Source organism: Streptomyces aculeolatus (assembly GCF_020400605.1).
Taxonomy (GTDB): Bacteria; Actinomycetota; Actinomycetes; order Streptomycetales; family Streptomycetaceae; genus Streptomyces; species Streptomyces aculeolatus.
Genome location: NZ_JAINRD010000023.1, coordinates 94944 through 119483, shown reverse-complemented (window position 1 = coordinate 119483; position 24540 = coordinate 94944). Strand labels below are relative to the sequence as shown.

Below are 24540 nucleotides of genomic sequence, written 5' to 3'. Positions count from 1 at the left end.
CCATGCTCATCCCTCGTAGGGTCAAGCACCGCAAGCAGCACCACCCGAAGCGCCGCGGTCTCGCCAAGGGCGGCACCGAGCTGGCGTTCGGCGACTACGGCATCCAGGCCGCGACGGCCGCGTACGTCACCAACCGGCAGATCGAGGCCGCGCGTATCGCCATGACGCGGCACATCAAGCGTGGCGGCAAGGTGTGGATCAACATCTACCCCGACCGCCCGCTGACCAAGAAGCCCGCCGAGACCCGCATGGGTTCCGGCAAGGGCTCGCCGGAGTGGTGGATCGCGAACGTCAAGCCCGGACGCGTGATGTTCGAGCTGTCGTACCCGAACGAGAAGATCGCTCGTGAGGCGCTGACCCGCGCGGCTCACAAGCTTCCGATGAAGTGCCGGATCGTCCGGCGCGAGGGTGGTGAGTCGTGATGGCCGCCGGTACCAAGGCGACCGAGCTGCGCCAGCTCTCCAACGATGACCTCGTGGAGAAGCTGCGCGAGGCCAAGGAGGAGCTGTTCAACCTCCGCTTCCAGGCGGCGACCGGACAGCTTGAGAACCACGGCCGGCTGAGGGCCGTCCGCAAGGACATCGCCCGGATCTACACCCTCATGCGGGAGCGCGAGCTCGGCATTGACACGGTGGAGAGCGCCGACACGGTGGAGAGCGCCTGATGAGCGAGACGAATGTGACCGAAGAAACCACGACCGAGCGCGGCTTCCGCAAGACCCGCGAGGGCCTCGTCGTCAGCGACAAGATGGACAAGACCGTCGTCGTCGCCGTCGAGGACCGCGTCAAGCACGCGCTGTACGGCAAGGTCATCCGCCGTACGAACAAGCTCAAGGCGCACGACGAGCAGAACAGCTGCGGCGTCGGCGACCGTGTCCTCCTCATGGAGACCCGGCCGCTGTCGGCGACCAAGCGCTGGCGTGTCGTCGAGATCCTCGAGAAGGCCAAGTAAGTATTCCTGGGGGGAGCCCCCAGGACGGTTCCGCCAGGCTCGGCGGGTCCCCGCTACCACGGGTCCCGCCGGGAACCGGCAGACGATCAGGAGATAGACGTGATCCAGCAGGAGTCGCGACTCAAGGTCGCCGACAACACGGGTGCAAAGGAGATTCTTTGCATCCGTGTGCTCGGCGGATCGGGCCGCCGCTACGCGGGTATCGGTGACGTCGTCGTCGCCACCGTCAAGGATGCGATCCCCGGTGGCAATGTGAAGAAGGGCGACGTCGTCAAGGCGGTCGTCGTGCGCACCGTCAAGGAGCGCCGCCGGCCGGACGGTTCGTACATCCGCTTCGACGAGAACGCCGCCGTCATCCTCAAGGCCGACGGCGACCCACGCGGCACCCGTATCTTCGGCCCGGTCGGCCGTGAGCTGCGCGAGAAGAGGTTCATGAAGATCATCTCGCTCGCGCCGGAGGTGCTGTAGCACATGAAGATCAAGAAGGGCGACCTGGTTCAGGTCATCACCGGCAAGGACAGGGGCAAGCAGGGCAAGGTCATCGCGGCCTTCCCGCGCGAGGACCGCGTCCTGGTCGAGGGTGTCAACCGGGTCAAGAAGCACACCAAGGCCGGCCAGACGGCCCGCGGGTCCAAGACCGGCGGGATCATCACGACCGAGGCCCCGATTCACGTCAGCAACGTTCAGCTGGTGGTGGAGAAGGACGGCAACAAGGTCGTGACCCGGGTCGGCTACCGCTTCGACGACGAGGGCAACAAGATCCGCGTTGCCAAGCGGACGGGTGAGGACATCTGATGACTGCCACCACCACCGTCCCGCGCCTCAAGCAGCGCTACCGGGACGAGATCCAGGCCAAGCTGAAGGACGAGTTCTCGTACGAGAACGTCATGCAGATCCCCGGCCTGACCAAGATCGTGGTCAACATGGGTGTGGGCGACGCCGCCCGCGACTCCAAGCTGATCGAGGGCGCCATCAAGGACCTCGCCACGATCACCGGCCAGAAGCCGTCCGTGACCAAGGCCCGGAAGTCCATCGCGCAGTTCAAGCTGCGCGAGGGCATGCCGATCGGCGCCCACGTCACGCTCCGCGGCGACCGGATGTGGGAGTTCCTCGACCGGCTGCTGTCGCTCGCGCTGCCGCGCATCCGCGACTTCCGCGGCCTGTCGCCGAAGCAGTTCGACGGCCGGGGCAACTACACCTTCGGTCTCACGGAGCAGGTCATGTTCCACGAGATCGACCCTGACAAGATCGACCGGGTCCGGGGCATGGACATCACCGTGGTCACCACGGCGAGCAACGACGACGAGGGCCGCGCCCTGCTTCGTCTCCTCGGCTTCCCGTTCAAGGAGGCATGAGCCGTGGCAAAGAAGGCCCTGATCGCGAAGGCCGGCCGTAAGCCGAAGTTCAAGGTGCGCGGTTACACGCGCTGCCAGCGCTGCGGCCGTCCGCACTCCGTGTACCGCAAGTTCGGCCTGTGCCGCGTGTGCCTGCGTGAGATGGCGCACCGGGGCGAGCTGCCGGGCGTGACCAAGAGCTCCTGGTGATCCGCCGGATCACCGGGACGCTTTGACCGACTACTACGCCGTAGGTCCCCGCACCACACCCGTCCTCGTACCGAGGGAGAGGGACGGTGCAGACAGGAAACCGCGGCGAGAGAGGCCGAAGGCCATCACATGACCATGACCGATCCGATCGCAGACATGCTGACCCGTCTGCGGAACGCGAACTCGGCGTACCACGACACCGTGACGATGCCGCACAGCAAGATCAAGACGCACATCGCGGAGATCCTCCAGCAGGAGGGCTACATCAGCGGCTGGAAGACCGAGGAGGCCCGCGTGGGCCAGAGCCTCGTCCTGGAGCTGAAGTACGGCCCGAACCGCGAGCGCTCGATCGCCGGCATCAAGCGGATCTCGAAGCCGGGTCTTCGGGTCTATGCAAAGTCCACCAACCTGCCGAAGGTGCTCGGTGGCCTGGGCGTGGCGATCATCTCCACTTCCCACGGGCTGCTCACCGACAAGCAGGCAGGCAAGAAGGGCGTGGGCGGGGAAGTCCTCGCCTACGTCTGGTAACGGAAGGGAACGGAGGTAAAGCCATGTCGCGTATTGGCAAGCTGCCCATCCAGGTTCCCGCCGGCGTGGACGTCACCATCGATGGCCGTACGGTCAACGTGAAGGGCCCCAAGGGCTCCCTCTCGCACACCGTCGTCGCGCCCATCGACGTCGCCCGTGGCGACGACGGCACGATCGTCGTCAGCCGCCCGAACGACGAGCGCAAGAGCCGGGCGCTGCACGGCCTGTCGCGCACCCTGGTGGCGAACATGGTCACCGGTGTGACCCAGGGCTACGTGAAGAAGCTGGAGATCAGCGGGGTCGGCTACCGCGTCCAGGCGAAGGGCTCCAACCTGGAGTTCGCGCTGGGCTACAGCCACCCGATCCTCATCGAGGCCCCCGAGGGCATCACCTTCAAGGTCGAGAACCCGACGCACTTCAGCGTCGAGGGCATCGACAAGCAGAAGGTCGGCGAGGTCGCCGCGAAGATCCGCAAGCTGCGCAAGCCCGACCCGTACAAGGCCAAGGGCGTCAAGTACGAGGGCGAGTACATCCAGCGCAAGGTCGGAAAGGCGGGTAAGTAAGCCATGGCATACGGTGTGAAGATCGCCAAGGGCAGTGCCCGCAAGGCGGCCGCCGTCAAGCGCCGGCACATCCGCGTGCGGAAGAAGATCTCCGGTACTCCGGACCGCCCGCGCCTGGTCGTGACCCGCTCGAACCGCCACATGGTCGCGCAGGTCGTCGACGACATCGCCGGCCACACGGTGGCCTCGGCCTCCTCGATGGACACGTCCATCCGCGGCGCCGAGGGCGACAAGACCGCGCAGGCCAAGCAGGTCGGTGCGCTGGTCGCCGAGCGTGCGAAGGCCGCCGGAGTCGACGCCGTGGTGTTCGACCGCGGTGGCAACAAGTACGCCGGGCGCATTGCCGCTCTGGCCGACGCCGCCCGCGATGCCGGGCTGAAGTTCTGAGAGAGGAAGACCAATGGCTGGACCCCAGCGCCGCGGTGGCGGCGCCGGCGGCGGCGAGCGGCGGGACCGGAAGGGCCGGGACGGCGGCAATGCCGCCGACAAGACCGCGTATGTTGAGCGCGTTGTCGCGATCAACCGAGTCGCCAAGGTAGTGAAGGGTGGTCGTCGCTTCAGCTTCACCGCGCTGGTCGTGGTGGGCGACGGTGACGGCACCGTGGGTGTCGGGTACGGGAAGGCCAAGGAGGTGCCGGCCGCCATCGCCAAGGGTGTGGAGGAGGCCAAGAAGCACTTCTTCAAGGTCCCCCGGATCCAGGGCACCATCCCGCACCCGATCCAGGGTGAGGAGGCCGCGGGTGTCGTGCTGCTGAAGCCGGCGTCGCCCGGTACCGGTGTGATCGCCGGTGGCCCGGTGCGTGCCGTGCTGGAGTGCGCGGGCATCCACGACGTGCTGAGCAAGTCGCTCGGCTCGTCGAACCCGATCAACATCGTGCACGCCACGACGGCCGCACTGAAGGGCCTGCAGCGCCCCGAGGAGATCGCCGCCCGCCGTGGCCTGCCGCTGGAGGACGTGGCGCCCGCCGCTATGCTGCGCGCCCGCGCAGGGGTGAACGGCTGATGGCACAGCTCAAGATCACCCAGAGCAAGTCCTACATCGGGAGCAAGCAGAACCACCGGGACACGCTGCGTACGCTCGGCCTGCGCCGGCTGCACGACAGCGTCGTCCGCGATGACAGTCCCCAGGTGCGCGGCATGGTGCACACCGTCCGCCACCTGGTGACGGTCGAGGAGGTCGACTGACATGGCCGTCCAGGACGCGGCGGAGCAGAAGCCGCTGAAGATCCACAACCTGCGGCCGGCCCCGGGCGCCAAGAAGCCGAAGACCCGTGTGGGTCGAGGCGAGGCGTCCAAGGGCAAGACCGCGGGCCGCGGCACCAAGGGCACCAAGGCCCGCTACCAGGTGCCGGAGCGCTTCGAGGGCGGGCAGATGCCGCTGCACATGCGGCTGCCGAAGCTCAAGGGCTTCAAGAACCCCGCCCGCAAGGTGTACCAGGTGGTGAACCTGGACAAGCTGGCCGAGCTGTACCCCGAGGGCGGCGAGGTCACGGTGGCCGACCTGGTCGCCAAGGGCGCGGTGCGCAAGAACGAGCTCGTGAAGGTGCTGGGCAACGGGGACATCTCCGTGGCGCTGCAGGTGGCCGTCGACAAGGTCTCCGGCTCCGCCCGCGAGAAGATCACCGCGGCCGGTGGCTCCGTCACCGAGCGCGTCTGAGTGTGACGAGCAACCGGGGATGTCCCGCATGGGCATCCCCGGTTGGTCGTTCCACCGCAGCGGCACCCCCCGGTAAGGTGGCGTGCACTGTCCCTACCCGCGCGGGCGTACGCCTGCGCGGGATGTCTACCGACCATCCGCTGAACAAATGACTCGTCAGCCCCCGTGATCAAGCACGGGGGCCGCAGGAGGCACCGTGCTCACCGCGTTCGCCCGGGCGTTCAAGACACCCGACCTGCGCAAGAAGCTGCTGTTCGTGCTGGGCATCATCGTGATCTACCGGCTCGGTGCGCAGATTCCGGTCCCCGGAACCGACTACCAGGCCGTGCAGCAATGCATGGACGAGGCCAACGCCAACCAGGGCCTGTTCGGCCTGGTCAACATGTTCAGCGGTGGGGCCCTCCTGCAGATCACCATCTTCGCGCTGGGGATCATGCCGTACATCACGGCGAGCATCATCCTGCAACTGCTGACGGTGGTGATCCCGCGGCTGGAGGCCCTGAAGAAGGAGGGCCAGTCCGGCACCGCGAAGATCACACAGTACACGCGCTATCTGACCGTCGCCCTCGCGGTGCTGCAGGGCACCGGCCTGGTCGCCACGGCGCGCAGCGGCTCGCTCTTCCCGCAGTGTCAGGTCAACGACCAGATCATCCCCGACGACTCGATCTTCATCATCATCACGATGGTGATCTGCATGACCGCGGGCACCGCGATGGTCATGTGGCTCGGCGAGCTGATCACCGACCGCGGCATCGGCAACGGCATGTCGATGCTGATGTTCATCTCGATCGCCGCCGGCTTCCCCGGCGCCCTGTGGAACATCAAGCAGTCCGGCAAGATCATCGACGGCTGGGGCGAGTTCATCGTCGTCATCGCGCTCGGCCTGGCGATGGTCGGCCTGGTGGTCTTCGTCGAGCAGGCGCAGCGCCGCGTCCCCGTGCAGTACGCGAAGCGCATGATCGGGCGCCGCTCCTACGGCGGCACCTCGACGTACATCCCGCTGAAGGTCAACCAGGCGGGCGTCATCCCGGTCATCTTCGCGTCCTCGCTGCTCTACATTCCCGCCCTGATCGTGCAGTTCACCGGCTCCACGTCCGGCTGGGCCCAGTGGATCGAGCAGAACTTCGTCACCGGCGATCACCCGGTGTACATCATCACGTACTTCCTCATGATCGTGTTCTTCGCGTTCTTCTACGTGGCGATCACGTTCAACCCCGAGGAAGTCGCCGACAACATGAAGAAGTACGGTGGCTTCATCCCGGGCATCCGGGCCGGCCGTCCCACCGCGGAGTACTTGAGCTACGTACTCAACCGGATCACCTGGCCGGGCTCGCTCTATCTGGGTCTGATCGCGCTGGTACCGACAGTGGCGTTGGTGCTGTTCAAGGCGAACCAGAACTTCCCCTTCGGCGGCACGAGCATCCTCATCATCGTGGGTGTCGGGCTGGAGACGGTGAAGCAGATCGAGAGCAAGCTGCAGCAGCATCACTACGAAGGGTTCCTCCGCTGATGCGAATCGTCCTCGTCGGGCCCCCCGGTGCGGGCAAGGGCACGCAGGCCGCCCTGCTCGCCAAGAACCTGTCGATCCCGCACATCTCCACCGGCGACCTCTTCCGTGCCAACATCAGCAAGGGCACGGACCTGGGCCGGCAGGCGAAGGCGTACATGGAGGCGGGCAACCTGGTGCCGGACGAGGTAACCGTGGGGATGGCCTGGGACCGCATGGAGCAGCCCGACGCCGAGGGCGGCTTCCTGCTGGACGGCTTCCCGCGGAACGTGGCGCAGGCGGTGTCGCTCGACGGGCTGCTGAAGGAGGCCGGGCTCGAGCTCGACGCCGTGCTCGACCTGGAGGTGCCGGAGGACGAGGTCGTCAAGCGCATCGCCGGCCGCCGGATCTGCCGCAACGACAGCAGCCACGTCTTCCACGTCACGTACTCCCCGCCGGAGCGCGAGGGCGTGTGCGACATCTGCGGCGGCGAGCTGTACCAGCGCGACGACGACAACGAGGACACCGTCCGCCGCCGGCTGGAGGTCTACCACGAGGAGACCGAGCCGATCATCGACTACTTCAAGGCCCAGGGCCTGGTGACCACGATCTCGGCGCTCGGCTCCGTGGCCGAGGTCACCCGGCGGGCGATGCAGGCGCTGCCCGGCGAGGTCTCCGCAGACCGGTCCTGAGTCGCCGTCCCGCCGCGGACATCCAGCCGGTCCCCGCCCGCGGGGGCCGGCTGTCGGGGTTTCAAGGCCCGTACGGCGCCTGGCGCGGCCCCCGCCGGTCCCGGAGCCGCACGACCCCCGTACGACCCTCTACGACCCTTCTACGCCCGGTCCCACCGGTCCCCGTCCGGCGGGCCGTGCCGGGCACGTATCGTGGTGGGGGGAGACGTCCCTCGCCGGCCCAGGAGGCAGCAGCCGTCATGGTGGAGATCAAGACCCCGGAACAGATCGCGAAGATGCGGGCCGCCGGCCTCGTCGTCGCGGCCATGCACCAGGCGTGCGCCGCCGCCGCCGTGCCCGGGGCCACCACGAAGGACCTCGACGAGATCGCCGCCAAGGTCCTCGCCGACCACGGCGCCAAGCCGAACTTCCTGGGGTACGGGGGCTTCCCCGGCAACATCTGCACGTCGGTCAACGACGTCGTCGTCCACGGCATCCCGGACCGGGAGACCGTGCTGCGCGAGGGCGACGTGATCTCCATCGACGCCGGCGCCATCGTCGACGGCTGGCACGCGGACGCCGCCATCACGGCCTTCGTCGGCTCCGGTCACAAGGCGGAGCTGCACGAGCTGAGCCGGGTGACCGAGGAGTCCATGTGGGCCGGCATCGCCGCCGTCCGCAAGGGCCACCGGCTCGTGGACATCTCCGCGGCCATCGAGGGCTACATCCGCCGGCAGCCGCGCCCGGCCTCCGGCAAGTACGGCATCGTCGAGGACTACGGGGGCCACGGCATCGGCTCGCAGATGCACATGGACCCGCACCTCCTGAACTACGTGGACAAGCGGCGCGGCCGCGGCCCCAAGCTCGTCCCGGGGTTCTGCATCGCGATCGAGCCGATGGTCAGCCTCGGCACCCCGCGCACGCACGTGCTGGCCGACGAGTGGACGGTCAAGACGGACGACGGCAGCTGGTCGAGCCACTGGGAGCACTCGGTGGCCCTGACCGAGGCCGGTCCGCTGGTGCTGACGGCCCCGGACGGCGGCCGCGAGAAGCTCGCCGCGTACGGGATCACGGCGGCCCCGGATCCGCTGGACTGACGCCTCGGCGCACGCCCCGGCGCCCGGGCCGCCGGGCGCTTAATGATCTTGCTCAGCGGGCACACTCCCGATTTCGCCTTTCCGGTGCGGGTCGCGTAGACTGACTCGTCGGTCCCGTGCACCCGTGTGCCCTGGACCATCCAGGTAGCCGAATCCGGAAGGTGAAGCGCTCAAGCATGGCCAAAAAACAAGGGGCCATCGAGATCGAGGGCACCGTCGTCGAGTCTCTGCCGAACGCGATGTTCAAGGTGGAACTCCAGAACGGGCACCAGGTCCTCGCGCACATCAGCGGCAAGATGCGGATGCACTACATCCGTATCCTTCCCGACGACAGGGTCGTGGTGGAGCTGTCTCCGTACGACCTGACGCGCGGACGGATCGTCTACCGCTACAAGTAGATCTTGCTTCGTCCCGCTCCCGTGGGGCGGGGCACCGACCCGGAGAACCTCCAGACACATGAAGGTCAAGCCGAGCGTCAAGAAGATCTGCGACAAGTGCAAGGTGATCCGCCGCCACGGCCGGGTCATGGTCATCTGCGAAAACCTGCGCCACAAGCAGCGCCAGGGCTGACGTACGCCGACCCATCGCCTCGCACCGCTCGCAGCTCGTCGCGCGACGCACAAGCGAACAAGTAAAAGCAGCCACCCGACCCCCACGAACGTGTGTGGGACGACACCCCCGGCTCGGAGGCCGGGGACCCGGCTCGTAGCAAATTACGGGAACGGTGCTGCGGAAGACCTCCGACAGGACATCAGGAGCCTTTAATGGCACGCGTTGCAGGTGTCGACATCCCGCGCGAGAAGCGCGTGGAGGTCGCCCTCACCTACGTGTTCGGCATCGGCCGGACGCTCTCCCAGCAGACGCTGGCCGCGACCGGGGTGAGCCCCGACACCCGCGTCCGCGATCTGACCGAGGAAGAGCTGGTCAAGATCCGCGAGTTCGTGGACAACAACCTCAGGACCGAGGGTGACCTCCGCCGCGAGATCCAGGCGGACATCCGGCGCAAGGTCGAGATCGGCTGCTACCAGGGCCTGCGGCACCGCCGCGGACTGCCCGTCCACGGTCAGCGCACCTCCACCAACGCCCGCACCCGCAAGGGTCCGCGTCGCGCCATCGCCGGCAAGAAGAAGCCGGGCAAGAAGTAGTCCGCAGCGGTCCGCTCCGTGCGTCCGCATCGCTGCAGGACCGACCACCTCCACGGGAGATAACACCGAATGCCTCCGAAGAGCCGAGCGGCCGGGGCCAAGAAGGTCCGCCGCAAGGAAAAGAAGAACGTGGCCCATGGCCACGCTCACATCAAGAGCACGTTCAACAACACGATCATCTCGATCACCGACCCGTCCGGGAACGTGATCTCGTGGGCCTCCGCCGGCCATGTCGGCTTCAAGGGCTCGCGCAAGTCGACGCCCTTCGCCGCCCAGATGGCAGCCGAGTCCGCCGCCCGCCGCGCCCAGGAGCACGGCATGCGCAAGGTCGACGTCTTCGTGAAGGGTCCCGGCTCCGGCCGTGAGACCGCGATCCGCTCCCTCCAGGCCACCGGCCTCGAGGTCGGGTCCATCCAGGACGTCACGCCCACCCCGCACAACGGCTGCCGCCCGCCGAAGCGCCGCCGGGTCTGAGAAAAGCGAAGTAGGAGACGACAAGACATGGCGCGTTACACCGGGGCCGACTGCAAGCGTTGCCGTCGGGAGAAGCAGAAGCTCTTCCTCAAGGGAGCCAAGTGCGAGAGCGCTAAGTGCCCGATCGAGATCCGTCCTTACCCCCCGGGTGAGCACGGGCGCGGGCGCACCAAGGACAGCGAGTACCTGCTGCAGAAGCGCGAGAAGCAGAAGTGCGCGCGCATCTACGGGGTGCTGGAGAAGCAGTTCCGCGGTTACTACAACGAGGCCAACCGGCAGTCCGGCAAGACCGGCGAGAACCTGCTGCGCATCCTCGAAACGCGGCTGGACAACGTGGTCTACCGGGCCGGCTTCGCCAAGTCCCGCGACCACGCCCGCCAGCTCGTCCGGCACGGCCACATCACGGTCAACGGTCGCAAGACCGACATTCCGTCGGCCCGCGTCGTGCCGAACGACATCATCGAGGTCCGCGAGTCCTCCAGGAACCTGACCCCCTTCGCGGTGGCGCAGGCGGAGGCCGGCGACAGGACCGTCCCGGCCTGGCTGGAGGCGATCCCGTCGAACCTGCGGATCCTCGTGCACAGCCTGCCCGAGCGCCAGGTGATCGACACCCAGGTGCAGGAGCAGCTCATCGTCGAGCTCTACTCGAAGTAGATCTTCGGGCAGTGCTCGCAGGTACGGGCGGTATGGCGCGTTTGCGCCGTGCCGCCCGTACCCTGGTCGGTACAGCGGGCGTCAAATAGCGGGCGCCCACGACTGAAGGAACACGTTTATGCTGATCGCTCAGCGTCCCTCTCTCACCGAAGAGGTCGTCGAGGAGTACCGCTCCCGGTTCGTCATCGAGCCGCTGGAGCCCGGCTTCGGCTACACCCTCGGCAACTCTCTGCGTCGTACGCTCCTCTCCTCGATCCCGGGTGCCGCGGTCACCAACATCCGGATCGACGGCGTTCTGCACGAGTTCACCACCGTGCCGGGCGTCAAGGAGGACGTCACCGACCTCATCCTCAACATCAAGCAGCTCGTCATCTCCTCCGAGCACGACGAGCCCGTCGTGATGTACCTGCGCAAGCAGGGCCCGGGCGTGGTGACCGCCGCCGACATCGCCCCGCCGGCCGGCGTCGAGGTGCACAACCCGGACCTGGTCCTGGCCACGCTCAACGGCAAGGGCAAGCTGGAGATGGAGCTGACCGTCGAGCGCGGCCGCGGCTACGTCTCCGCCGTGCAGAACAAGCAGGTCGGCCAGGAGATCGGCCGGATCCCGGTCGACTCCATCTACTCGCCGGTACTCAAGGTCAGCTACAAGGTCGAGGCGACCCGTGTCGAGCAGCGCACGGACTTCGACAAGCTGATCGTCGACATCGAGTCCAAGCCGTGCATGCGCCCGCGTGACGCGGTGGCCTCGGCCGGCAAGACCCTGGTCGAGCTCTTCGGCCTGGCCCGCGAGCTGAACATCGACGCCGAGGGCATCGACATGGGTCCGTCCCCGACGGATGCCGCCCTGGCCGCGGACCTGGCGCTGCCGATCGAGGAGCTGGAGCTCACGGTCCGCTCGTACAACTGCCTCAAGCGCGAGGGCATCCACTCGGTGGGCGAGCTCGTGGCCCGCTCCGAGGCGGACCTCCTCGACATCCGCAACTTCGGCGCGAAGTCGATCGACGAGGTCAAGGCGAAGCTGGCCGGCATGGGTCTGGCCCTGAAGGACAGCCCGCCCGGATTCGACCCCACCTCGGCCGCCGACACCTTCGGCGCCGACGACGACGCCGACGCCGGCTTCGTCGAGACCGAGCAGTACTGATGTCCCGGGGGGCGCTGCGCCCCCCGGACCCCGATCACCGGTACCTGACACGGCCGGTGCGGTAAAGGAGAAACACCATGCCGAAGCCCACCAAGGGCGCCCGACTGGGCGGCGGCGCGGCGCACGAGCGCGCCATGCTGCGGAACCTGGCCACCGCTCTCTTCGAGCACGGTCGCATCACGACGACCGAGGCCAAGGCCCGCAGGCTGCGTCCGTACGCCGAGCGGCTGGTGACCAAGGCGAAGAAGGGCGACCTTCACAACCGCCGGCAGGTCATGCAGCTCATCTCGGACAAGAGCGTGGTGCACACGCTGTTCACCGAGATCGGTCCGCGGTACGACAACCGCCCGGGCGGCTACACCCGGATCACCAAGATCGGCAACCGTCGCGGCGACAACGCCAAGATGGCGGTCATCGAGCTGGTCGAGGCGCTGACCGTGCAGCAGGAGGCGGTCGGCGAGGCCGAGGCGGCGACGAAGCGCTCCGCGAAGGACGTGGCGGGCGACGAGGCGGCGGCCGGTCTGAAGAAGGACGCGGAGGCCGCCGAGGCGGCGGACGCCGAGGCCGTTGAGTCCGAGGGCGCCGAGTCCGAGGCCGGCGAGGCCGAGGCCGCTGAGGGCAAGGACGCCAAGGACGCCTGACACGCGTTTCGTGCATGACGACGGGCCCGTTTCCCCCGGGGGGAGCGGGCCCGTCGCGCTGGGAGGAACAGGGCAGTGAGTGACGAGGTGGCGGCCGGCTCCGTACGGGTGCGGCTGGACCTGTCGTACGACGGGAGCGGCTTCTCCGGCTGGGCGCGGCAGCGCGAGGGCCAGCGGACGGTGCAGGAGGAGCTGGAGACGGCGCTGCGGGTCGTCCTGCGGGCGGCCGCGCCGTACGAGCTGACGGTGGCGGGGCGGACGGACGCGGGCGTGCACGCGCGCGGGCAGGTGGCGCACGTCGACCTGCCGGAGTCGGTGTGGGCGGGGCAGGGGGAGCGCGGGGAACTGCTGCTGCGGCGGCTGGCGGGGCGGCTGCCCCACGACGTCCGGGTGTGGCGGGTGACGGCCGCGCCGCCGCACTTCAACGCCCGCTTCTCGGCCATCTGGCGCCGCTACGCGTACCGCGTCGGCGACGACCCCGGCGGGGTCGACCCGCTGCTGCGGGGCCACGTGCTGTGGCACAACCGTCCGCTGGACGCCGCCGCGATGAACGCGGCGGCGGAGCGGCTGCTCGGGGAGCACGACTTCGCGGCGTTCTGCAAGCGCCGGGAGGGGGCGACGACGATCCGGCGGCTGCTGGAGCTGCGCTGGGAGCGGCGGGCGGACGGGGTGCTGGAGGCGACGGTGAAGGCGGACGCCTTCTGCCACAACATGGTGCGGGCGCTGGTCGGCGCGATGCTCTTCGTCGGCGACGGGCACCGGGAGCCGGAGTGGGTGGGGCGGGTGCTGGGGGCGGCGGTACGGGACTCGGCGGTGCAGGTCGTGCGTCCGCACGGGCTGACGCTGGAGGAGGTGGGGTACCCGGCGCCGGGGGAGCTGGCGGCCCGGAACCTGGCGTCGCGCCGCCTCCGCGTCCTGGGCGCCGGGTAGGGCTTCGCCCCGCCCGGACCCTCACCGGGGGCTCCGCCCCCGGGCCCGCGTGGTCCCGGGTGTGGGCCGGCCCGCCCTCTCGCGGGTGACGTGGGGTTCCGGCTCCGTGTGGCTCGGTCCCCTCCGCCCCCTCCGTGGGTTGGGTGGGCGCATGCGTCTCCGCTTCGTGCTTTGCTCCCTTCTTCCGCTCCTCCTCGTCGCCTGTGCCACCCCCTCCTCCCGCACCCCCGACTCCCGCCCCTCCGCACCCCGCTGCCGCACCGCCGAGGACTGCCTCTCCCGGATGACCCTCGCCGAGCGGGCCGGGCAGATGATCCAGGTCCAGAACGCCTTCCTCGACGACCCCCGCGACCTCGCCCGCCTCGGCATCGGCGCCATGCTCAGCGCCGGCGACGACGGCGGCCCCCGCCGCGGGGGCGACGACGCCGCCGCCTGGGCCCGGATGGTCGACGGGTACCAGCGTGCGGCCATGCGCAGCCGGCTCGGCATCCCGTTGCTCTACGGTGCCGACGCCGTGCACGGCATGAGCGGCGTCACCGGATCCGTGATCTTCCCGCACCACATCGGCATGGGCGCCACCCGCGACCCCGCCCTCGTCGAGCGCGCCGAGCGCGTCGCGCGGGACGAGACCCGCGGCGCCGGGGTGCGGTGGGCGTTCACGCCCTGCGTGTGCGTGCCGCAGGACGTGCGGTGGGGGCGTACGTACGAGGGGTACGCCGAGGATCCCGCCGTCGTGGGGGAGCTGGGCGCCGCCTCCGTGCGGGGGTTCCAGGGGCCCGCTCTCGGCCCCCGCTCCGTGCTGGCCACCGCCAAGCACTACCTCGGCGACGGCGGCACCGCCTACGGCAGCGCCACCGGCGAAGGCCGGCTCCTGGACCAGGGCGACGTCCGCGTCGGCGAGGCCGAGCTGCGCCGGGTGCACCTCGCCCCGTACCGCGACGCCGTCGACGCCGGCGTCGGCTCCGTCATGGCCAGCTACAGCAGCGTCCACGGCACCAGGACCCACGGCGACCGGCGGCTGCTCACCGGCGTGCTCAAGGGCGAACTCGGCTTCGGCGGCATCGTCGTCAGCGACTACGACGCCGTCCAGCAGCTCCCCGGCAAGGACCTCGCCGCGCAGGTCGCCCGCGCGGTCGGCGCCGGGATCGACATGGTCATGGTCTCCCGCGGCCACCGCGCCGTGCACCGGGCCATCGTCGCCGGCGTACGCGGCGGGGACATCTCCCGGCAGCGCGTGCACGACGCCGCGCGCCGCGTCCTCGAGGCCAAGGAGCGCCTCGGGCTCTTCGACGACCCCTTCACCGATCCCGCCCTGACCGCCGGCGTCGGCTCGCCCCGGCACCGGGCCGTCGCGCGGCAGGCGGTACGGGCCTCGCAGGTGCTGCTCCGCAACGAGGGCGGCGCGCTGCCGCTGCCGCGGCGCGGTTCGTACCGCATCGTCGTCGGCGGCAACGGCGCCGACGACCTGGGGCGGCAGCTCGGCGGCTGGTCCGTCGGCTGGCAGGGCGGCACCGGGCGGACGACGCGGGGGACGACGTTCCTCCAGGCGCTGCGCCGCGCGACGGCCGGCACCGGGATCGAGGTGGCGACCGAGGGGCGCGGCGACGTCGGGATCTGGGTGGGCGGCGAGGATCCGTACGCGGAGTGGTTCGGGGACTCCGGGACGCTGGCGCTGGGCAAGCGCAACGAGGCGGATCTCGCGGACGTGTGCGGGCGCGCGGAGACCTGCGTCGGCGTGCTGTACTCCGGGCGGCCGGTGGTGCTGGGGGAGGCCCTGGCGCGTACGGACGCCTTCGTGGCGGCGTGGCTGCCGGGGACGGAGGCGCGGGGGATCACGGACGCGCTGTTCGGCGCCGGGTTCGGCGGGCGGCTGCCGGTCACGTGGCCGCGCCGGGCGGCGGACGCCGCGGTGTCCCGCCAGCCGGGGGCCGACCCCCTCTTCCGCTACGGGTACGGGCTCCGGCCGTACTGAGGGGGCGGGGGAGAAGGGGGCGGGCCGTGCCGCAGTGACGTTCTCGTACGGGCCGCCCCGTCCGGCCGTCTCCTGCGGGCCCGCCCCCGACGTCCGCCTCCTACGAGGCCGCCTCCGCGGTCCGTGCCGTACGGGCCGTACCCGCCCCGAACACCTCCTTGAAGCCGTCCCGCCACGTCGGGTGCTCCAGCCGCCACCCCAGCTCGCTCTTCGCCTTGTCGTTCGCCGCCCCCCTGCCCTCCGTCATCACCATCGCCAGCCACGGCCCCGCCGCGAGCCGCGCCAGCCACAGCGGCACCCGCCGCGGCGGCGGCGCGCCCATCGCCGCCGCCAGCCGCGGCACCCACTCCTTCTGCGCCGCCGGGTCGTCGTCGGTGATGTTGTAGAGGCCCGGCTCGCCCCGTTCGACCGCCGCGGCCGTCGCCGCCGCCGCGTCGTCGATGTGGACCAGGGACATGATCCCGTCGCCGCTGCCCACCACCGGCACCCGCCGCTTGAGCATCATCTCCGCCTGCTGGCCGCCCGGGGTGATGCTCGTACCGGGGCCGTAGAAGCCGCCGTAGCGCAGGACGACGCCTTCCATGCCGGGGGCGGTGGTGACCGCTTCCTCCAGGTGCAGGATGGCCGCGAGGGACTCCTCGGAGCCGGCCGGCGGGTCGGTCTCCATCGGGTCCTCCTCGGTCTTGATCCAGCCGCCCTCGCGTTTGTACGGCCAGCCCGCGAAGCTCTGCGCGACGAACCGGCGGGTGCCGGCCTCCGCGGCCGCCGCCAGCAGGTTGTCGGTGCCCACGGTGCGCAGCCGGTTGGTGGGGGCGAAGGACGCGTCGAGGCGGCGGAGGTCGCGCGGGCGCAGCTCGTCGATGCCGCGGGAGAGCGCGGTGGCCTCGTGCACGATCACCTCGGGGGCGGCGTTCGCCACGGTCTCCCGTACGGCCGCGGCGTCGAGCACGTCGAGTACGGCCGGCTCCGCGCCGGCCGCGCGCAGCCGCTCGGCCTTCGCCTCGCTCGTGGTGGTGCCGGTGACGGTGTGTCCGGCTGCGGTGAGGAGGGGGACGAGTCGGCTGCCGAGGGCGCCCGTGGCGCCGGTGACCAGGATCTTCATGGCCCCAGCGGATCACTGCGGGCGCCCTCGCACCACGCGGGTTGCGCCTATCGGAGGGCCGCCTTTCACCCGCAAGGGGGTCCGGCGCTACTGCTCGGTTGACTTCAGGGACTGCTCGCGGCCGCGGTCCATGATGCGGCGGTAGACGTACCAGCCGGTGTCCTGCACGGCTTCCTTGGTCGCGCGGTCCTGGGTGGTGACGGCCTTGCCGTCGGCATAGCCGGCGATGGTGAAGTAGGCGTAGCGGCCGAGGGTGTTGGTCGTCAGCCGGCAGGCGGTGGCGCGGCAGAACTCGGGTACGCCCTTGCCGGGCAGCGACTCCAGGTTGCCGACGGCCTGCTCGGCGGCGCGGCCGGCCGGGCCGTCGTTGTCGAAGACGGCGACGCCGACGGTGACGGCGGTGTCGCCGCGGGTGTACGTGGCGCGCAGCAGCCGCGTGCAGTCGTTGGCCTTGAGGACCTTGGCGAGCTCCGTGGAGGCGGCGGAGGCGCACTTGTCGGTGCTGTCGGTGGCCCTGCGGTCGTAGTCGTGGCCGTCGACGGTGATCTTGGCGTTGGGGAAGAAGCTGTCGACGGTCAGCGGCGCCGGGTCGGTGTCCGCGGAGGAGATCAGCTTCCTGGGGTCGGGCGGCGGGGCCACCGAGGAGAACGTCGGGTCGCCCTTCCCGCTCTCGCTCTCCGCGCCGGATATCTGGTTCTTCGACGCGCTGCCCGACGGGTCGTCGTCGCCGCCGGAGGTGGTCACCACCACCGCGGCGACCGCGCCGGCTATCACCACCGTGGCCACTGCCCCGCCGACGATCGTGAACAGCCGCCGCTTGCGGCGCCGCTCGGCCGCCGCGGAGTCGGCGAGCGCGCCCCAGTCGGGCGCGGGCCCGCCGGATCCCGGCGGACCGAAGCCCGATCCCTGCCCCTGCCCCCCGGGGCCGCCGAAGCCGCCGCCCCCCTGCCCGAAGCTCATGGCGGGCATCTTAACCGGGCCCGCCGTCACCCGGACGGCTGAGTGGGGGCGTTGGGCGCCGCGGGCTCGGTCGGGCGCGTACGGGGACGGGCCCGGCCGGCGCTGTGCCGAAAACCCGTTTCGCCGGGCCGCCGCGGGCCGCCAGGATGGGGGCATGGGACACCTGGAGGCCGCGCACCTGGAGTACTACCTGCCGGACGGGCGGCCGCTGCTCGGCGACGTCTCGTTCCGCGTCGGCGAGGGCGCGGCCGTCGCGCTGGTGGGGGCCAACGGGGCGGGGAAGACGACCCTGCTGCGGCTGCTCGCGGGCGAGCTGCAGCCGCACGGCGGCAGCGTCTCCACCGGCGGCGGGCTGGGTGTGATGCCGCAGTTCGTCGGCTCGGTGCGTGACGAGCGTACGGTCCGCGACCTGCTGGTCTCCGTCGCCCAGCCGCGGATCAGGACCGCCGCCGCGGCCGTCGACGAGGCCGAGTTGGCGATCATCGAGAGCGACGACGAGGCGGCGCAGCTCGCCTACGCGCAGGCGCTGAGCGACTGGGCGGAGGTCCGCGGGTACGAGGCGGAGACGCTGTGGGACAAGTGCACGTCGGCGGCCCTGGGCGTGCCGTACGAGCGGGCCCAGTGGCGCGAGGTGCGCACGTTGTCGGGCGGCGAGCAGAAGCGGCTGGTGCTGGAGGCGCTGCTGCGCGGTACGGACGAGGTCCTGCTGCTCGACGAGCCGGACAACTATCTGGACGTACCCGGCAAGTTGTGGCTGGAGCAGCAGCTCCGCGAGACGCCGAAGACCGTGCTGTTCGTCAGCCACGACCGGGAGCTGCTGGCGCGCAGCGCCGAGAAGATCGTCAGCGTGGAGCCGGGCCCCGCGGGCAGCGACGTGTGGGTGCACGGCGGCGGCTTCGGCACGTACCACCAGGCGCGCAAGGAGCGCTTCGAGCGGTTCGAGGAGCTGCGCCGGCGCTGGGACGAGGAGCACGCGAAGCTCAAGCGGCTGGTGATGATGTACAAGCAGAAGGCCGCGTTCAACTCCGACATGGCCTCGCGCTACCGGGCGGCGCAGACGCGGCTGGGGAAGTTCGAGGACGCCGGCCCGCCGATGGCGCCGCCGCGGGAGCAGGACATCAAGATGCGGCTGCGCGGCGGGCGGACCGGGGTGCGGGCGATCACGTGCGCGGAGCTGGAGCTGAGCGGGCTGATGAGCCCGTTCTCGCTGGAGGTCTTCTACGGCGAGCGGGTCGCGGTGCTCGGCTCGAACGGCTCGGGGAAGTCGCACTTCCTGCGGCTGCTGGCCGGCGGTGACGTGGCCCACTCCGGGGCGTGGAAGCTGGGTGCCCGGGTGGTGCCGGGTCACTTCGCGCAGACCCACGCGCACCCGGAGCTGCGGGGGCGCACGCTGCTGGACATCCTGTGGAAGGACTACGCCAAGGACAAGGGCGCGGCGATGCCGGCCCTGCGCCGGTACGAGCTGGACCGGGCGGCGGAGCAGCCCTTCGACCGGCTCTCGGGCGGGCAGCAGGCGCGTTTCCAGATCCTGCTGCTGGAGCTGGAGGGGTCGACGGCGCTGCTGCTGGACGAGCCGACGGACAACCTGGACCTGGAGAGCGCCGAGGCGCTCCAGGAGGGGCTGGAGGCGTACGAGGGGACGGTGCTGGCGGTGACGCACGACCGCTGGTTCGCGCGCAGCTTCGACCGGTTCCTGGTCTTCGGCGCGGACGGCCGGGTCCGGGAGACGCCGGAGGCGGTGTGGGACGAGGGCCGGGTGGCCCGGCGGCGTTGATCTTCGGGGCCGCGGTGCGGGCAGGGGTGTTTTGACCTGGTGGTGCGCGCCCCGGTATTCTGCTGGATTGTTGTGCGTATTGGCTGCTCGTTCTCACGCGTGAGGCCGTTACGCCTGGTCCACCAGGACGATTTATCAGCGATCAGCCGTCGGTTTGCGTCGCCGGCGCGGTCTACTGCTGCCGTGATCTCCGGGTGACCTTGTCAGAGAACACCCACTGAAGAAGCGAAGGCTACGACCGTGCGTACGTACAGCCCCAAGCCCGGCGACGTCCAGCGTCAGTGGCACGTCATCGACGCCACCGACGTCGTTCTGGGCCGCCTGGCCTCCCAGGTCGCCCAGTTGCTGCGTGGCAAGCACAAGCCGGTGTACGCGCCTCACGTCGACGCTGGTGACTTCGTCATCATCATCAACGCCGACAAGGTGCACCTCTCCGGCAACAAGCGGACCCAGAAGCTGGCCTACCGCCACTCCGGCTACCCGGGCGGTCTCCGCTCCGTCCGCTACGACGAGCTGCTGGACAAGAACCCGGAGAAGGCCGTCGAGAAGGCCATCCGCGGCATGCTGCCGAAGAACACCCTGGGCCGTCAGATGCTCAGCAAGCTGAAGGTGTACCGCGGTGCCGAGCACCCGCACGCCGCTCAGCAGCCGGTCCCGTACGAGATCACCCAGGTCGCGCAGTAGTCCCGGCCACACCCCCTAGAGACAGAGAAGCTGAGGAGAATCGTGGCTGAGACCACCGCTGAGGCGCCCGTCGAGGACGTCGAGGAGTACACCACCGAGACGCCCGCCGAGGACTACACCACCGAGTCCGTCGCGGCGCGCTTCGGTGACCCGCAGCCGGCCGCGGGCACCGGCCGCCGCAAGAACGCCATCGCCCGGGTGCGCATCGTCCCCGGCTCCGGCAAGTGGAAGATCAACGGCCGCACCCTGGAGGGGTACTTCCCCAACAAGGTGCACCAGCAGGAAGTCAACGAGCCCTTCAAGGTGCTCGAGCTGGACGACCGTTACGACGTCGTCGCCCGCATCGCCGGCGGCGGCATCTCCGGCCAGGCCGGTGCGCTGCGCCTGGGCGTGGCCCGTGCGCTGAACGAGGCGGACGCGGACAACAACCGCGGTGCCCTGAAGAAGGCCGGCTTCCTGACCCGTGACGACCGCGCGGTCGAGCGGAAGAAGGCCGGTCTGAAGAAGGCCCGTAAGGGAACGCAGTACAGCAAGCGCTGATCATCGTACTGCTACTGTGCTCAGCCCCGGCGCCCCCGGAGATCGGGGGGCGCCGGGGCGCGCTTGTATGGTCGGCATACGGTCGGCGGGTATGGTCACGTTAGGACTATTAACGGTCCGTAGTCGAACGTATTCGCTCAGAATTGAGCACTCGGGAGCACTCGGAGGAGATCAGTGGGACGACTCTTCGGCACCGATGGCGTGCGCGGCGTCGCCAACGCGGACCTCACCGCGGAGATGGCCCTCGGGCTGTCCGTGGCGGCGGCACACGTGCTCGCCATCGCCGACGCCGCCCAGCCGGCCGGCCAGCGCCCGAAGGCGGTGGTCGGGCGCGATCCACGGGCGTCCGGAGAGTTCCTGGAGGCGGCCGTCGTCGCCGGACTGGCCAGCGCGGGCGTCGACGTGCTGCGCGTGGGCGTGCTGCCGACCCCCGCGGTCGCGTACCTCACCGGCGCGCTCGGCGCCGACCTCGGCGTGATGCTCTCCGCCAGCCACAACCCGATGCCCGACAACGGCGTGAAGTTCATCGCCCGCGGCGGCCACAAGCTCTCCGACGAGCTGGAAGACGAGATCGAGGCGCTCTACCACAAGCACGAGCGCGGCGAGCCCTGGGAGCGCCCGACGGGCGCCGGCGTCGGCCGCGTCCAGCGCTACGAGCAGGGCTTCGACCGCTACGTCGCCCACCTGGTCGGCGTCCTGCCGCACCGCCTCGACGGGCTCAAGGTCGTCGTCGACGGCGCCCACGGCGCCGCCGCCCGCGTCTCCCCCGAGGCGTTCCAGCGGGCCGGCGCCGAGGTGATCCCCATCGGCACCGACCCCACCGGCCTCAACATCAACGACGGCTTCGGCTCCACCCACCTCGACCAACTCAGCGCCGCCGTCGTCGAACACGGCGCCGACCTCGGCATCGCCCACGACGGTGACGCCGACCGCTGCCTCGCCGTCGACGCCGGCGGCAAGGAGATCGACGGCGACCAGATCCTCGCCGTGCTCGCCCTCGGCCTGCGCGAGGCGGGCCGGCTGCGCAAGAACACCGTCGTCGCCACCGTCATGTCCAACCTGGGCTTCAAGCTCGCGCTGGAGCGCGAGGGCGTGGAGCTGATCCAGACCGCGGTCGGCGACCGCTACGTGCTGGAGGAGATGAAGCGCGGCGGCTACGCCCTCGGCGGCGAGCAGTCCGGGCACGTCATCGTCCTCGACCACGCCACCACCGGCGACGGCACCCTGACCGGCCTGCTGCTCGCGTCCCGCGTGGCCGCCAGCGGCCGGCCGCTGGCGGAGCTGGCGGGGGTGATGGAGCGGCTGCCGCAGGTGCTGATCAACGTGCGGGACGTCGACAAGTCCCGGGTCGCCAGCTCCCCGGAGCTGCGCCAGGCGGTCCTGGAGGCCGAGCGCGAGCTGGGCGCCACGGGGCGGGTGCTGCTGCGCTCGTCCGGTACGGAGCCGCTGGTGCGGGTCATGGTGGAGGCGGCCGACACCGACCAGGCCCGGTCCGTGGCGGGGCGGCTGGCGGACGTGGTGAAGTCGGCGCTGGGCTGAGGCCGTTGCCGTACGCCGTTGCCGTACGCCGTGCGGGGCTGCCGTGGCGTACGGCGTACGGCGGTCGGGCCGTCCGGGCCGTCAGAGCCGCCGGTTCTGGTGGTGCGCGTGGTGTGCTCCCCGCGTCTGCTGGACGTGCTGGCCGAGCGTCTGCTCCGCGTGCCAGGCCCAGTACAGCTTCTGCACCAGCAGCGTGAGCGTCCCGGCGACGACGATGCCCAGCAGGTTGAGCAGCAACTGCTCGGACGAGCCGCGGGCCTGGCCCCAATCGCCGTAACTGAGCGCGATCGCCGCGTTGGCCGCCGCCGGCACCGTCGTCACCGAGATCGCGACGCCCACCAGCGCGCCCGACTTCGACGACGTCAGCGACAGCGTGCCCGCCGCACCCGCCAGCAGGGCCACGATGAACGAGAACCAGTCCGGCGCGAAGATGAACCCCGTCTGCGGCCGCACGGCCTCCAGATCAGTCTCCGCGAACAGCCCGAAGGCATCCATCATCACGCTGAACCCCACCGTCAGCGCCATCGCCGCCGCGAACCCCGCGAGCAGCGCCCCGAGCGACCGCGCCGCCAGCCGCGACCGCCACTGCACCAGCGCCACGCACAGCCCCGCCACCGGCCCGAACTCCGGCCCCACCGCCATCGCCCCGACGATGAGGATCGCGCTGTCGATCATCACGCCGCAGGCGGCGAGCAGGGTGGCGACGCCGAGCATGGCGAGGTACGTGATCGACAGCGTCGACTCCTCGTGCGTCTCCTCGACCAGCGACTCCCACACCACCGCGTCCGCCGCCTCACCCGGCGCGGCCTCCTCGGCCCGGTCGGCGCGGCGCGAGAGCGTCAGGTCGACCTGGTCGACGCAGACCGCCCCCTCGTCGTACAGCCCGCGCACGCGCAGCTCCTGGAGCAGCTTGTCGGCGGCCTCGCGGGCGACGTCGCACAGCACGACGTCGCCCACGGGGTCGAGGGAGGCGCCGCGGAGCACGGCGAGGTGGGCGGTGCCGACGGTCTTGTGCAGGAGGCCGACGACCTCGTCGGTACGGTCGGCGGGGCACTGGATCCGCAGGTGCAGCATGGAGGGAGGCTAGCCGGTGCCGGTGCCGGTGCCGCGGGTTGTCACAGCTTGCGCAGGGACAGCCGCTGGACCTTGTGGTCCGGGCCCTTGCGGATGATGAGGGTGGCGCGGCCGCGGGTCGGGGCGATGTTCTGGCGGAGGTTGGGCTCGTTGATCGTGCGCCAGTTGCGTTCGCCGTACGCCATCGCCTCGGCCTCCGGGACGTCGGCGTAGCGGCGGAAGTACGACAGCGGGTTCTGGAACGCCGTCTCGCGCAGCTTGCGGAACCGCTCCATGTACCAGCGCGCGACGTCCTCGATGCGCGCGTCCACGTACACGCTGAAGTCGAAGAAGTTGGCGAGCGCGACGCGGGTGCGGCCGTCGCGGCCGGGGAGCGCGGGCTGGAGCACGTTGAGGCCCTCGACGATGAGTATGTCGGGGCGCTGCACCTTGAGCCGCTCGCCGGGGACGATGTCGTACGTGAGGTGGGAGTAGACGGGCGCGGTGACCTCGTCCTTCCCGGACTTCACGTCGGCGACGAAGCGGGTCAGCGCGCGCCGGTCGTACGACTCGGGGAAGCCCTTGCGCGACATCAGCCCGCGGGCCTCCAACTCGGCGTTGGGCAGCAGGAACCCGTCGGTGGTGACCAGCTCCACGCGCGGGTGCTCGGGCCAGCGCGCGAGCAGCGCCTGGAGCAGCCGCGCGACGGTCGACTTGCCGACGGCCACGCTGCCGGCGAGCCCGATGACGAAGGGGGTGCCGGCCTGGGGCTTCGCGGTCTCGCCGGGCCCGCCGAGGAAGGTGTTGACGGCGTGCCGGAGGCCGTGGGTGGCGCCGACGTAGAGGTTGAGCAGGCGGGAGAGGGGGAGGTAGATGTCCCGTACCTCGTCCAGGTCGATCACGTCGCCGAGCCCCCGCAGCCGCTCGACCTCCGCCGCGGTCAGCGGCAGCGGCGTGCGGTCGCGCAGGGCGCTCCACTCGGCGCGGGAGAGGTCGACGTAGGGAGAGGGGCTGTGCGTGCTCATCGGCGAGGCCACGGGGCCATTGTGCGGGGGCCCGCGGGCGGGCGCGCGGGCGGGGCGTGCCGTACCTCTAGGCCGGGCTCCGGCGGAGGGCTAAAGTCCGCATAAGCATTCGATTCCTGGGGGGCGAGATGTCAGCGCTGCAGACGGTATGGCACGAGAGACGCAAGCAGCTCGCGGCGGCGGGAGCCCGGCGGCGGCGGGTCCGCAGCACGCGGGAGGCGTTCGCGGGCCGCGTCCGCGGCGACCTCGCGGCGGAGCTGCCGGACGAGGACCTGGGGGAGGACCTGGTCGAGTCGCTGGACCTGTACCGCATGGGGAGCAAGCCGCGCTGCGAGGAAGTGGAGTACCTGGCGCTGGTGCAGGAGGCGGTGGAGAGGATGGCGTGGGGCAGGTAGAGCGCGGTCGGCCC

The 24540-nt window shown here is 70.6% G+C and carries 34 protein-coding genes; 30 read left to right on the top strand and 4 right to left on the bottom strand.

Translation table 11 applies throughout. From position 1 onward, the window contains the following. Positions 1-2: 2 nt before the first annotated feature. From rplP to LG396_RS30405, 25 genes are all read left to right on the top strand, one after another. Positions 3-422, top strand: a complete 420-nt coding sequence (gene rplP, locus LG396_RS30525; RefSeq protein WP_018834841.1) for a 50S ribosomal protein L16 — start codon at positions 3-5, stop codon at positions 420-422. After that, on the top strand, positions 422-664 hold the full coding sequence (rpmC, locus tag LG396_RS30520) for a 50S ribosomal protein L29 (RefSeq protein WP_018834840.1): 243 nt from the start codon (positions 422-424) through the stop codon (positions 662-664). Before rplP ends, rpmC begins: the two co-directional genes overlap by 1 nt. After that, the gene (rpsQ, locus tag LG396_RS30515; protein WP_018834839.1) at positions 664-951 is read left to right on the top strand and encodes a 30S ribosomal protein S17; all 288 of its coding nucleotides are present in this window, start codon (positions 664-666) and stop codon (positions 949-951) included. The genes rpmC and rpsQ overlap by 1 nt, the downstream gene beginning before the upstream one ends. Before the next feature lie 99 nt (positions 952-1050). Continuing rightward, complete coding sequence (gene rplN / locus LG396_RS30510) at positions 1051-1419, top strand: 50S ribosomal protein L14 (RefSeq protein WP_018834838.1); 369 nt, start codon at positions 1051-1053, stop codon at positions 1417-1419. A 3-nt stretch (positions 1420-1422) separates the two neighbouring features. Next, positions 1423-1746, top strand: a complete 324-nt coding sequence (gene rplX / locus LG396_RS30505) for a 50S ribosomal protein L24 (RefSeq protein ID WP_018834837.1) — start codon at positions 1423-1425, stop codon at positions 1744-1746. Continuing rightward, positions 1746-2306, top strand: coding sequence for a 50S ribosomal protein L5 (rplE, locus tag LG396_RS30500; RefSeq protein ID WP_018834836.1), 561 nt, complete (start codon positions 1746-1748; stop codon positions 2304-2306). Before rplX ends, rplE begins: the two co-directional genes overlap by 1 nt. A gap of 3 nt (positions 2307-2309) precedes the next feature. Then, complete coding sequence (locus LG396_RS30495) at positions 2310-2495, top strand: type Z 30S ribosomal protein S14 (protein ID WP_018834835.1); 186 nt, start codon at positions 2310-2312, stop codon at positions 2493-2495. Between the two features lie 129 nt (positions 2496-2624). Then, complete coding sequence (rpsH, locus tag LG396_RS30490) at positions 2625-3023, top strand: 30S ribosomal protein S8 (RefSeq protein ID WP_018834834.1); 399 nt, start codon at positions 2625-2627, stop codon at positions 3021-3023. 23 nt (positions 3024-3046) lie between these two features. Beyond that, positions 3047-3586, top strand: a complete 540-nt coding sequence (gene rplF, locus LG396_RS30485) for a 50S ribosomal protein L6 (protein WP_018834833.1) — start codon at positions 3047-3049, stop codon at positions 3584-3586. 3 nt (positions 3587-3589) lie between these two features. Continuing rightward, positions 3590-3973 carry a 50S ribosomal protein L18 gene (rplR, locus tag LG396_RS30480; RefSeq protein WP_018834832.1) on the top strand — a complete coding sequence of 128 codons (384 nt, stop codon included), beginning with the start codon at positions 3590-3592 and terminating at the stop codon, positions 3971-3973. Between the two features lie 13 nt (positions 3974-3986). Then, positions 3987-4589: a 30S ribosomal protein S5 gene (rpsE, locus tag LG396_RS30475; protein WP_018834831.1), complete on the top strand. Its 603-nt coding sequence runs from the start codon at positions 3987-3989 to the stop codon at positions 4587-4589. Further along, positions 4589-4771, top strand: a complete 183-nt coding sequence (rpmD, locus tag LG396_RS30470; RefSeq protein WP_018834830.1) for a 50S ribosomal protein L30 — start codon at positions 4589-4591, stop codon at positions 4769-4771. Before rpsE ends, rpmD begins: the two co-directional genes overlap by 1 nt. A gap of 1 nt (position 4772) precedes the next feature. After that, positions 4773-5243 (top strand): 50S ribosomal protein L15, encoded by a 471-nt coding sequence (gene rplO / locus LG396_RS30465; protein WP_037740086.1) that lies wholly within the window; start codon positions 4773-4775, stop codon positions 5241-5243. 196 nt (positions 5244-5439) lie between these two features. Continuing rightward, complete coding sequence (gene secY, locus LG396_RS30460) at positions 5440-6753, top strand: preprotein translocase subunit SecY (protein ID WP_225797227.1); 1314 nt, start codon at positions 5440-5442, stop codon at positions 6751-6753. Further along, positions 6753-7421, top strand: a complete 669-nt coding sequence (locus LG396_RS30455) for an adenylate kinase (protein ID WP_225797226.1) — start codon at positions 6753-6755, stop codon at positions 7419-7421. The genes secY and LG396_RS30455 overlap by 1 nt, the downstream gene beginning before the upstream one ends. 239 nt (positions 7422-7660) lie before the next feature. After that, positions 7661-8497 (top strand): type I methionyl aminopeptidase, encoded by an 837-nt coding sequence (gene map / locus LG396_RS30450; protein WP_018834826.1) that lies wholly within the window; start codon positions 7661-7663, stop codon positions 8495-8497. Between the two features lie 176 nt (positions 8498-8673). Further along, positions 8674-8895 carry a translation initiation factor IF-1 gene (infA, locus tag LG396_RS30445; RefSeq protein WP_003948620.1) on the top strand — a complete coding sequence of 74 codons (222 nt, stop codon included), beginning with the start codon at positions 8674-8676 and terminating at the stop codon, positions 8893-8895. Between the two features lie 58 nt (positions 8896-8953). Continuing rightward, on the top strand, positions 8954-9067 hold the full coding sequence (gene rpmJ, locus LG396_RS30440; protein WP_009740505.1) for a 50S ribosomal protein L36: 114 nt from the start codon (positions 8954-8956) through the stop codon (positions 9065-9067). 194 nt (positions 9068-9261) lie between these two features. Beyond that, complete coding sequence (gene rpsM / locus LG396_RS30435) at positions 9262-9642, top strand: 30S ribosomal protein S13 (protein ID WP_018834825.1); 381 nt, start codon at positions 9262-9264, stop codon at positions 9640-9642. 69 nt (positions 9643-9711) lie between these two features. Then, entirely contained in the window at positions 9712-10116 is a 405-nt protein-coding gene (gene rpsK / locus LG396_RS30430; RefSeq protein WP_018834824.1) for a 30S ribosomal protein S11, read from the top strand. Between the two features lie 27 nt (positions 10117-10143). Next, positions 10144-10770 carry a 30S ribosomal protein S4 gene (gene rpsD, locus LG396_RS30425; protein ID WP_018842032.1) on the top strand — a complete coding sequence of 209 codons (627 nt, stop codon included), beginning with the start codon at positions 10144-10146 and terminating at the stop codon, positions 10768-10770. A gap of 118 nt (positions 10771-10888) precedes the next feature. Beyond that, entirely contained in the window at positions 10889-11911 is a 1023-nt protein-coding gene (locus tag LG396_RS30420; RefSeq protein ID WP_018834822.1) for a DNA-directed RNA polymerase subunit alpha, read from the top strand. 77 nt (positions 11912-11988) lie between these two features. Continuing rightward, positions 11989-12552 (top strand): 50S ribosomal protein L17, encoded by a 564-nt coding sequence (gene rplQ, locus LG396_RS30415; protein WP_037740091.1) that lies wholly within the window; start codon positions 11989-11991, stop codon positions 12550-12552. 75 nt (positions 12553-12627) lie between these two features. Continuing rightward, on the top strand, positions 12628-13482 hold the full coding sequence (gene truA, locus LG396_RS30410; protein ID WP_225797225.1) for a tRNA pseudouridine(38-40) synthase TruA: 855 nt from the start codon (positions 12628-12630) through the stop codon (positions 13480-13482). Positions 13483-13633: 151 nt separating this feature from the next. Further along, complete coding sequence (locus LG396_RS30405) at positions 13634-15454, top strand: glycoside hydrolase family 3 protein (protein ID WP_225797224.1); 1821 nt, start codon at positions 13634-13636, stop codon at positions 15452-15454. A gap of 100 nt (positions 15455-15554) precedes the next feature. Here the strand turns inward: LG396_RS30405 and LG396_RS30400 are convergent, their stop codons facing one another. Both LG396_RS30400 and LG396_RS30395 read right to left on the bottom strand, forming a co-directional pair. Then, entirely contained in the window at positions 15555-16556 is a 1002-nt protein-coding gene (locus tag LG396_RS30400) for an NAD-dependent epimerase/dehydratase family protein (protein ID WP_037740096.1), read from the bottom strand. Between the two features lie 87 nt (positions 16557-16643). Further along, entirely contained in the window at positions 16644-17516 is an 873-nt protein-coding gene (locus LG396_RS30395; RefSeq protein ID WP_225797223.1) for a hypothetical protein, read from the bottom strand. A gap of 154 nt (positions 17517-17670) precedes the next feature. Here LG396_RS30395 and LG396_RS30390 point away from each other — a divergent pair, with 154 nt between their 5' ends. The 4 genes from LG396_RS30390 (at position 17671) to glmM (ending at position 22053) form a co-directional block, all read left to right on the top strand. Further along, positions 17671-19290: an ABC-F family ATP-binding cassette domain-containing protein gene (locus tag LG396_RS30390; protein WP_225797222.1), complete on the top strand. Its 1620-nt coding sequence runs from the start codon at positions 17671-17673 to the stop codon at positions 19288-19290. 240 nt (positions 19291-19530) lie between these two features. Then, a complete protein-coding gene (rplM, locus tag LG396_RS30385) occupies positions 19531-19974 on the top strand; it encodes a 50S ribosomal protein L13 (RefSeq protein ID WP_018834815.1) in 444 nt (147 codons plus the stop codon). Between the two features lie 42 nt (positions 19975-20016). Next, complete coding sequence (rpsI, locus tag LG396_RS30380) at positions 20017-20514, top strand: 30S ribosomal protein S9 (protein ID WP_018834814.1); 498 nt, start codon at positions 20017-20019, stop codon at positions 20512-20514. A 174-nt stretch (positions 20515-20688) separates the two neighbouring features. Next, entirely contained in the window at positions 20689-22053 is a 1365-nt protein-coding gene (gene glmM, locus LG396_RS30375) for a phosphoglucosamine mutase (RefSeq protein WP_026276084.1), read from the top strand. An 81-nt stretch (positions 22054-22134) separates the two neighbouring features. Here the strand turns inward: glmM and LG396_RS30370 are convergent, their stop codons facing one another. Beyond that, positions 22135-23127, bottom strand: coding sequence for a DUF389 domain-containing protein (locus LG396_RS30370; protein WP_225797221.1), 993 nt, complete (start codon positions 23125-23127; stop codon positions 22135-22137). A 41-nt stretch (positions 23128-23168) separates the two neighbouring features. Continuing rightward, positions 23169-24131, bottom strand: a complete 963-nt coding sequence (gene coaA / locus LG396_RS30365) for a type I pantothenate kinase (RefSeq protein ID WP_018834811.1) — start codon at positions 24129-24131, stop codon at positions 23169-23171. Between the two features lie 128 nt (positions 24132-24259). Here coaA and LG396_RS30360 point away from each other — a divergent pair, with 128 nt between their 5' ends. Next, a complete protein-coding gene (locus LG396_RS30360) occupies positions 24260-24526 on the top strand; it encodes a hypothetical protein (RefSeq protein ID WP_100299290.1) in 267 nt (88 codons plus the stop codon). The last annotated feature ends 14 nt before the right edge of the window (positions 24527-24540 follow it).

What these genes read in the sequence shown, in the direction of transcription:
- rplF (WP_018834833.1), top strand. Translation starts at nt 3,047, where the DNA reads ATGTCGCGTATTGGCAAGCTGCCCATCCAGGTTCCCGCCGGCGTGGAC.
- LG396_RS30390 (WP_225797222.1), top strand. Translation starts at nt 17,671, where the DNA reads ATGGGACACCTGGAGGCCGCGCACCTGGAGTACTACCTGCCGGACGGG.
- rpsH (WP_018834834.1), top strand. Translation starts at nt 2,625, where the DNA reads ATGACCATGACCGATCCGATCGCAGACATGCTGACCCGTCTGCGGAAC.
- rpsM (WP_018834825.1), top strand. Translation starts at nt 9,262, where the DNA reads ATGGCACGCGTTGCAGGTGTCGACATCCCGCGCGAGAAGCGCGTGGAG.
- rpsQ (WP_018834839.1), top strand. Translation starts at nt 664, where the DNA reads ATGAGCGAGACGAATGTGACCGAAGAAACCACGACCGAGCGCGGCTTC.
- rpsE (WP_018834831.1), top strand. Translation starts at nt 3,987, where the DNA reads ATGGCTGGACCCCAGCGCCGCGGTGGCGGCGCCGGCGGCGGCGAGCGG.
- map (WP_018834826.1), top strand. Translation starts at nt 7,661, where the DNA reads ATGGTGGAGATCAAGACCCCGGAACAGATCGCGAAGATGCGGGCCGCC.
- LG396_RS30360 (WP_100299290.1), top strand. Translation starts at nt 24,260, where the DNA reads ATGTCAGCGCTGCAGACGGTATGGCACGAGAGACGCAAGCAGCTCGCG.
- coaA (WP_018834811.1), bottom strand. Translation starts at nt 24,131, where the DNA reads ATGAGCACGCACAGCCCCTCTCCCTACGTCGACCTCTCCCGCGCCGAG.
- rplQ (WP_037740091.1), top strand. Translation starts at nt 11,989, where the DNA reads ATGCCGAAGCCCACCAAGGGCGCCCGACTGGGCGGCGGCGCGGCGCAC.
- LG396_RS30395 (WP_225797223.1), bottom strand. Translation starts at nt 17,516, where the DNA reads ATGAGCTTCGGGCAGGGGGGCGGCGGCTTCGGCGGCCCCGGGGGGCAG.
- rplE (WP_018834836.1), top strand. Translation starts at nt 1,746, where the DNA reads ATGACTGCCACCACCACCGTCCCGCGCCTCAAGCAGCGCTACCGGGAC.
- infA (WP_003948620.1), top strand. Translation starts at nt 8,674, where the DNA reads ATGGCCAAAAAACAAGGGGCCATCGAGATCGAGGGCACCGTCGTCGAG.
- rpmD (WP_018834830.1), top strand. Translation starts at nt 4,589, where the DNA reads ATGGCACAGCTCAAGATCACCCAGAGCAAGTCCTACATCGGGAGCAAG.
- rplX (WP_018834837.1), top strand. Translation starts at nt 1,423, where the DNA reads ATGAAGATCAAGAAGGGCGACCTGGTTCAGGTCATCACCGGCAAGGAC.
- LG396_RS30400 (WP_037740096.1), bottom strand. Translation starts at nt 16,556, where the DNA reads ATGAAGATCCTGGTCACCGGCGCCACGGGCGCCCTCGGCAGCCGACTC.
- rplR (WP_018834832.1), top strand. Translation starts at nt 3,590, where the DNA reads ATGGCATACGGTGTGAAGATCGCCAAGGGCAGTGCCCGCAAGGCGGCC.
- rplO (WP_037740086.1), top strand. Translation starts at nt 4,773, where the DNA reads ATGGCCGTCCAGGACGCGGCGGAGCAGAAGCCGCTGAAGATCCACAAC.
- rpsK (WP_018834824.1), top strand. Translation starts at nt 9,712, where the DNA reads ATGCCTCCGAAGAGCCGAGCGGCCGGGGCCAAGAAGGTCCGCCGCAAG.
- LG396_RS30420 (WP_018834822.1), top strand. Translation starts at nt 10,889, where the DNA reads ATGCTGATCGCTCAGCGTCCCTCTCTCACCGAAGAGGTCGTCGAGGAG.
- LG396_RS30405 (WP_225797224.1), top strand. Translation starts at nt 13,634, where the DNA reads ATGCGTCTCCGCTTCGTGCTTTGCTCCCTTCTTCCGCTCCTCCTCGTC.
- LG396_RS30455 (WP_225797226.1), top strand. Translation starts at nt 6,753, where the DNA reads ATGCGAATCGTCCTCGTCGGGCCCCCCGGTGCGGGCAAGGGCACGCAG.
- rpmJ (WP_009740505.1), top strand. Translation starts at nt 8,954, where the DNA reads ATGAAGGTCAAGCCGAGCGTCAAGAAGATCTGCGACAAGTGCAAGGTG.
- LG396_RS30370 (WP_225797221.1), bottom strand. Translation starts at nt 23,127, where the DNA reads ATGCTGCACCTGCGGATCCAGTGCCCCGCCGACCGTACCGACGAGGTC.
- rpmC (WP_018834840.1), top strand. Translation starts at nt 422, where the DNA reads ATGGCCGCCGGTACCAAGGCGACCGAGCTGCGCCAGCTCTCCAACGAT.
- rplP (WP_018834841.1), top strand. Translation starts at nt 3, where the DNA reads ATGCTCATCCCTCGTAGGGTCAAGCACCGCAAGCAGCACCACCCGAAG.
- rpsD (WP_018842032.1), top strand. Translation starts at nt 10,144, where the DNA reads ATGGCGCGTTACACCGGGGCCGACTGCAAGCGTTGCCGTCGGGAGAAG.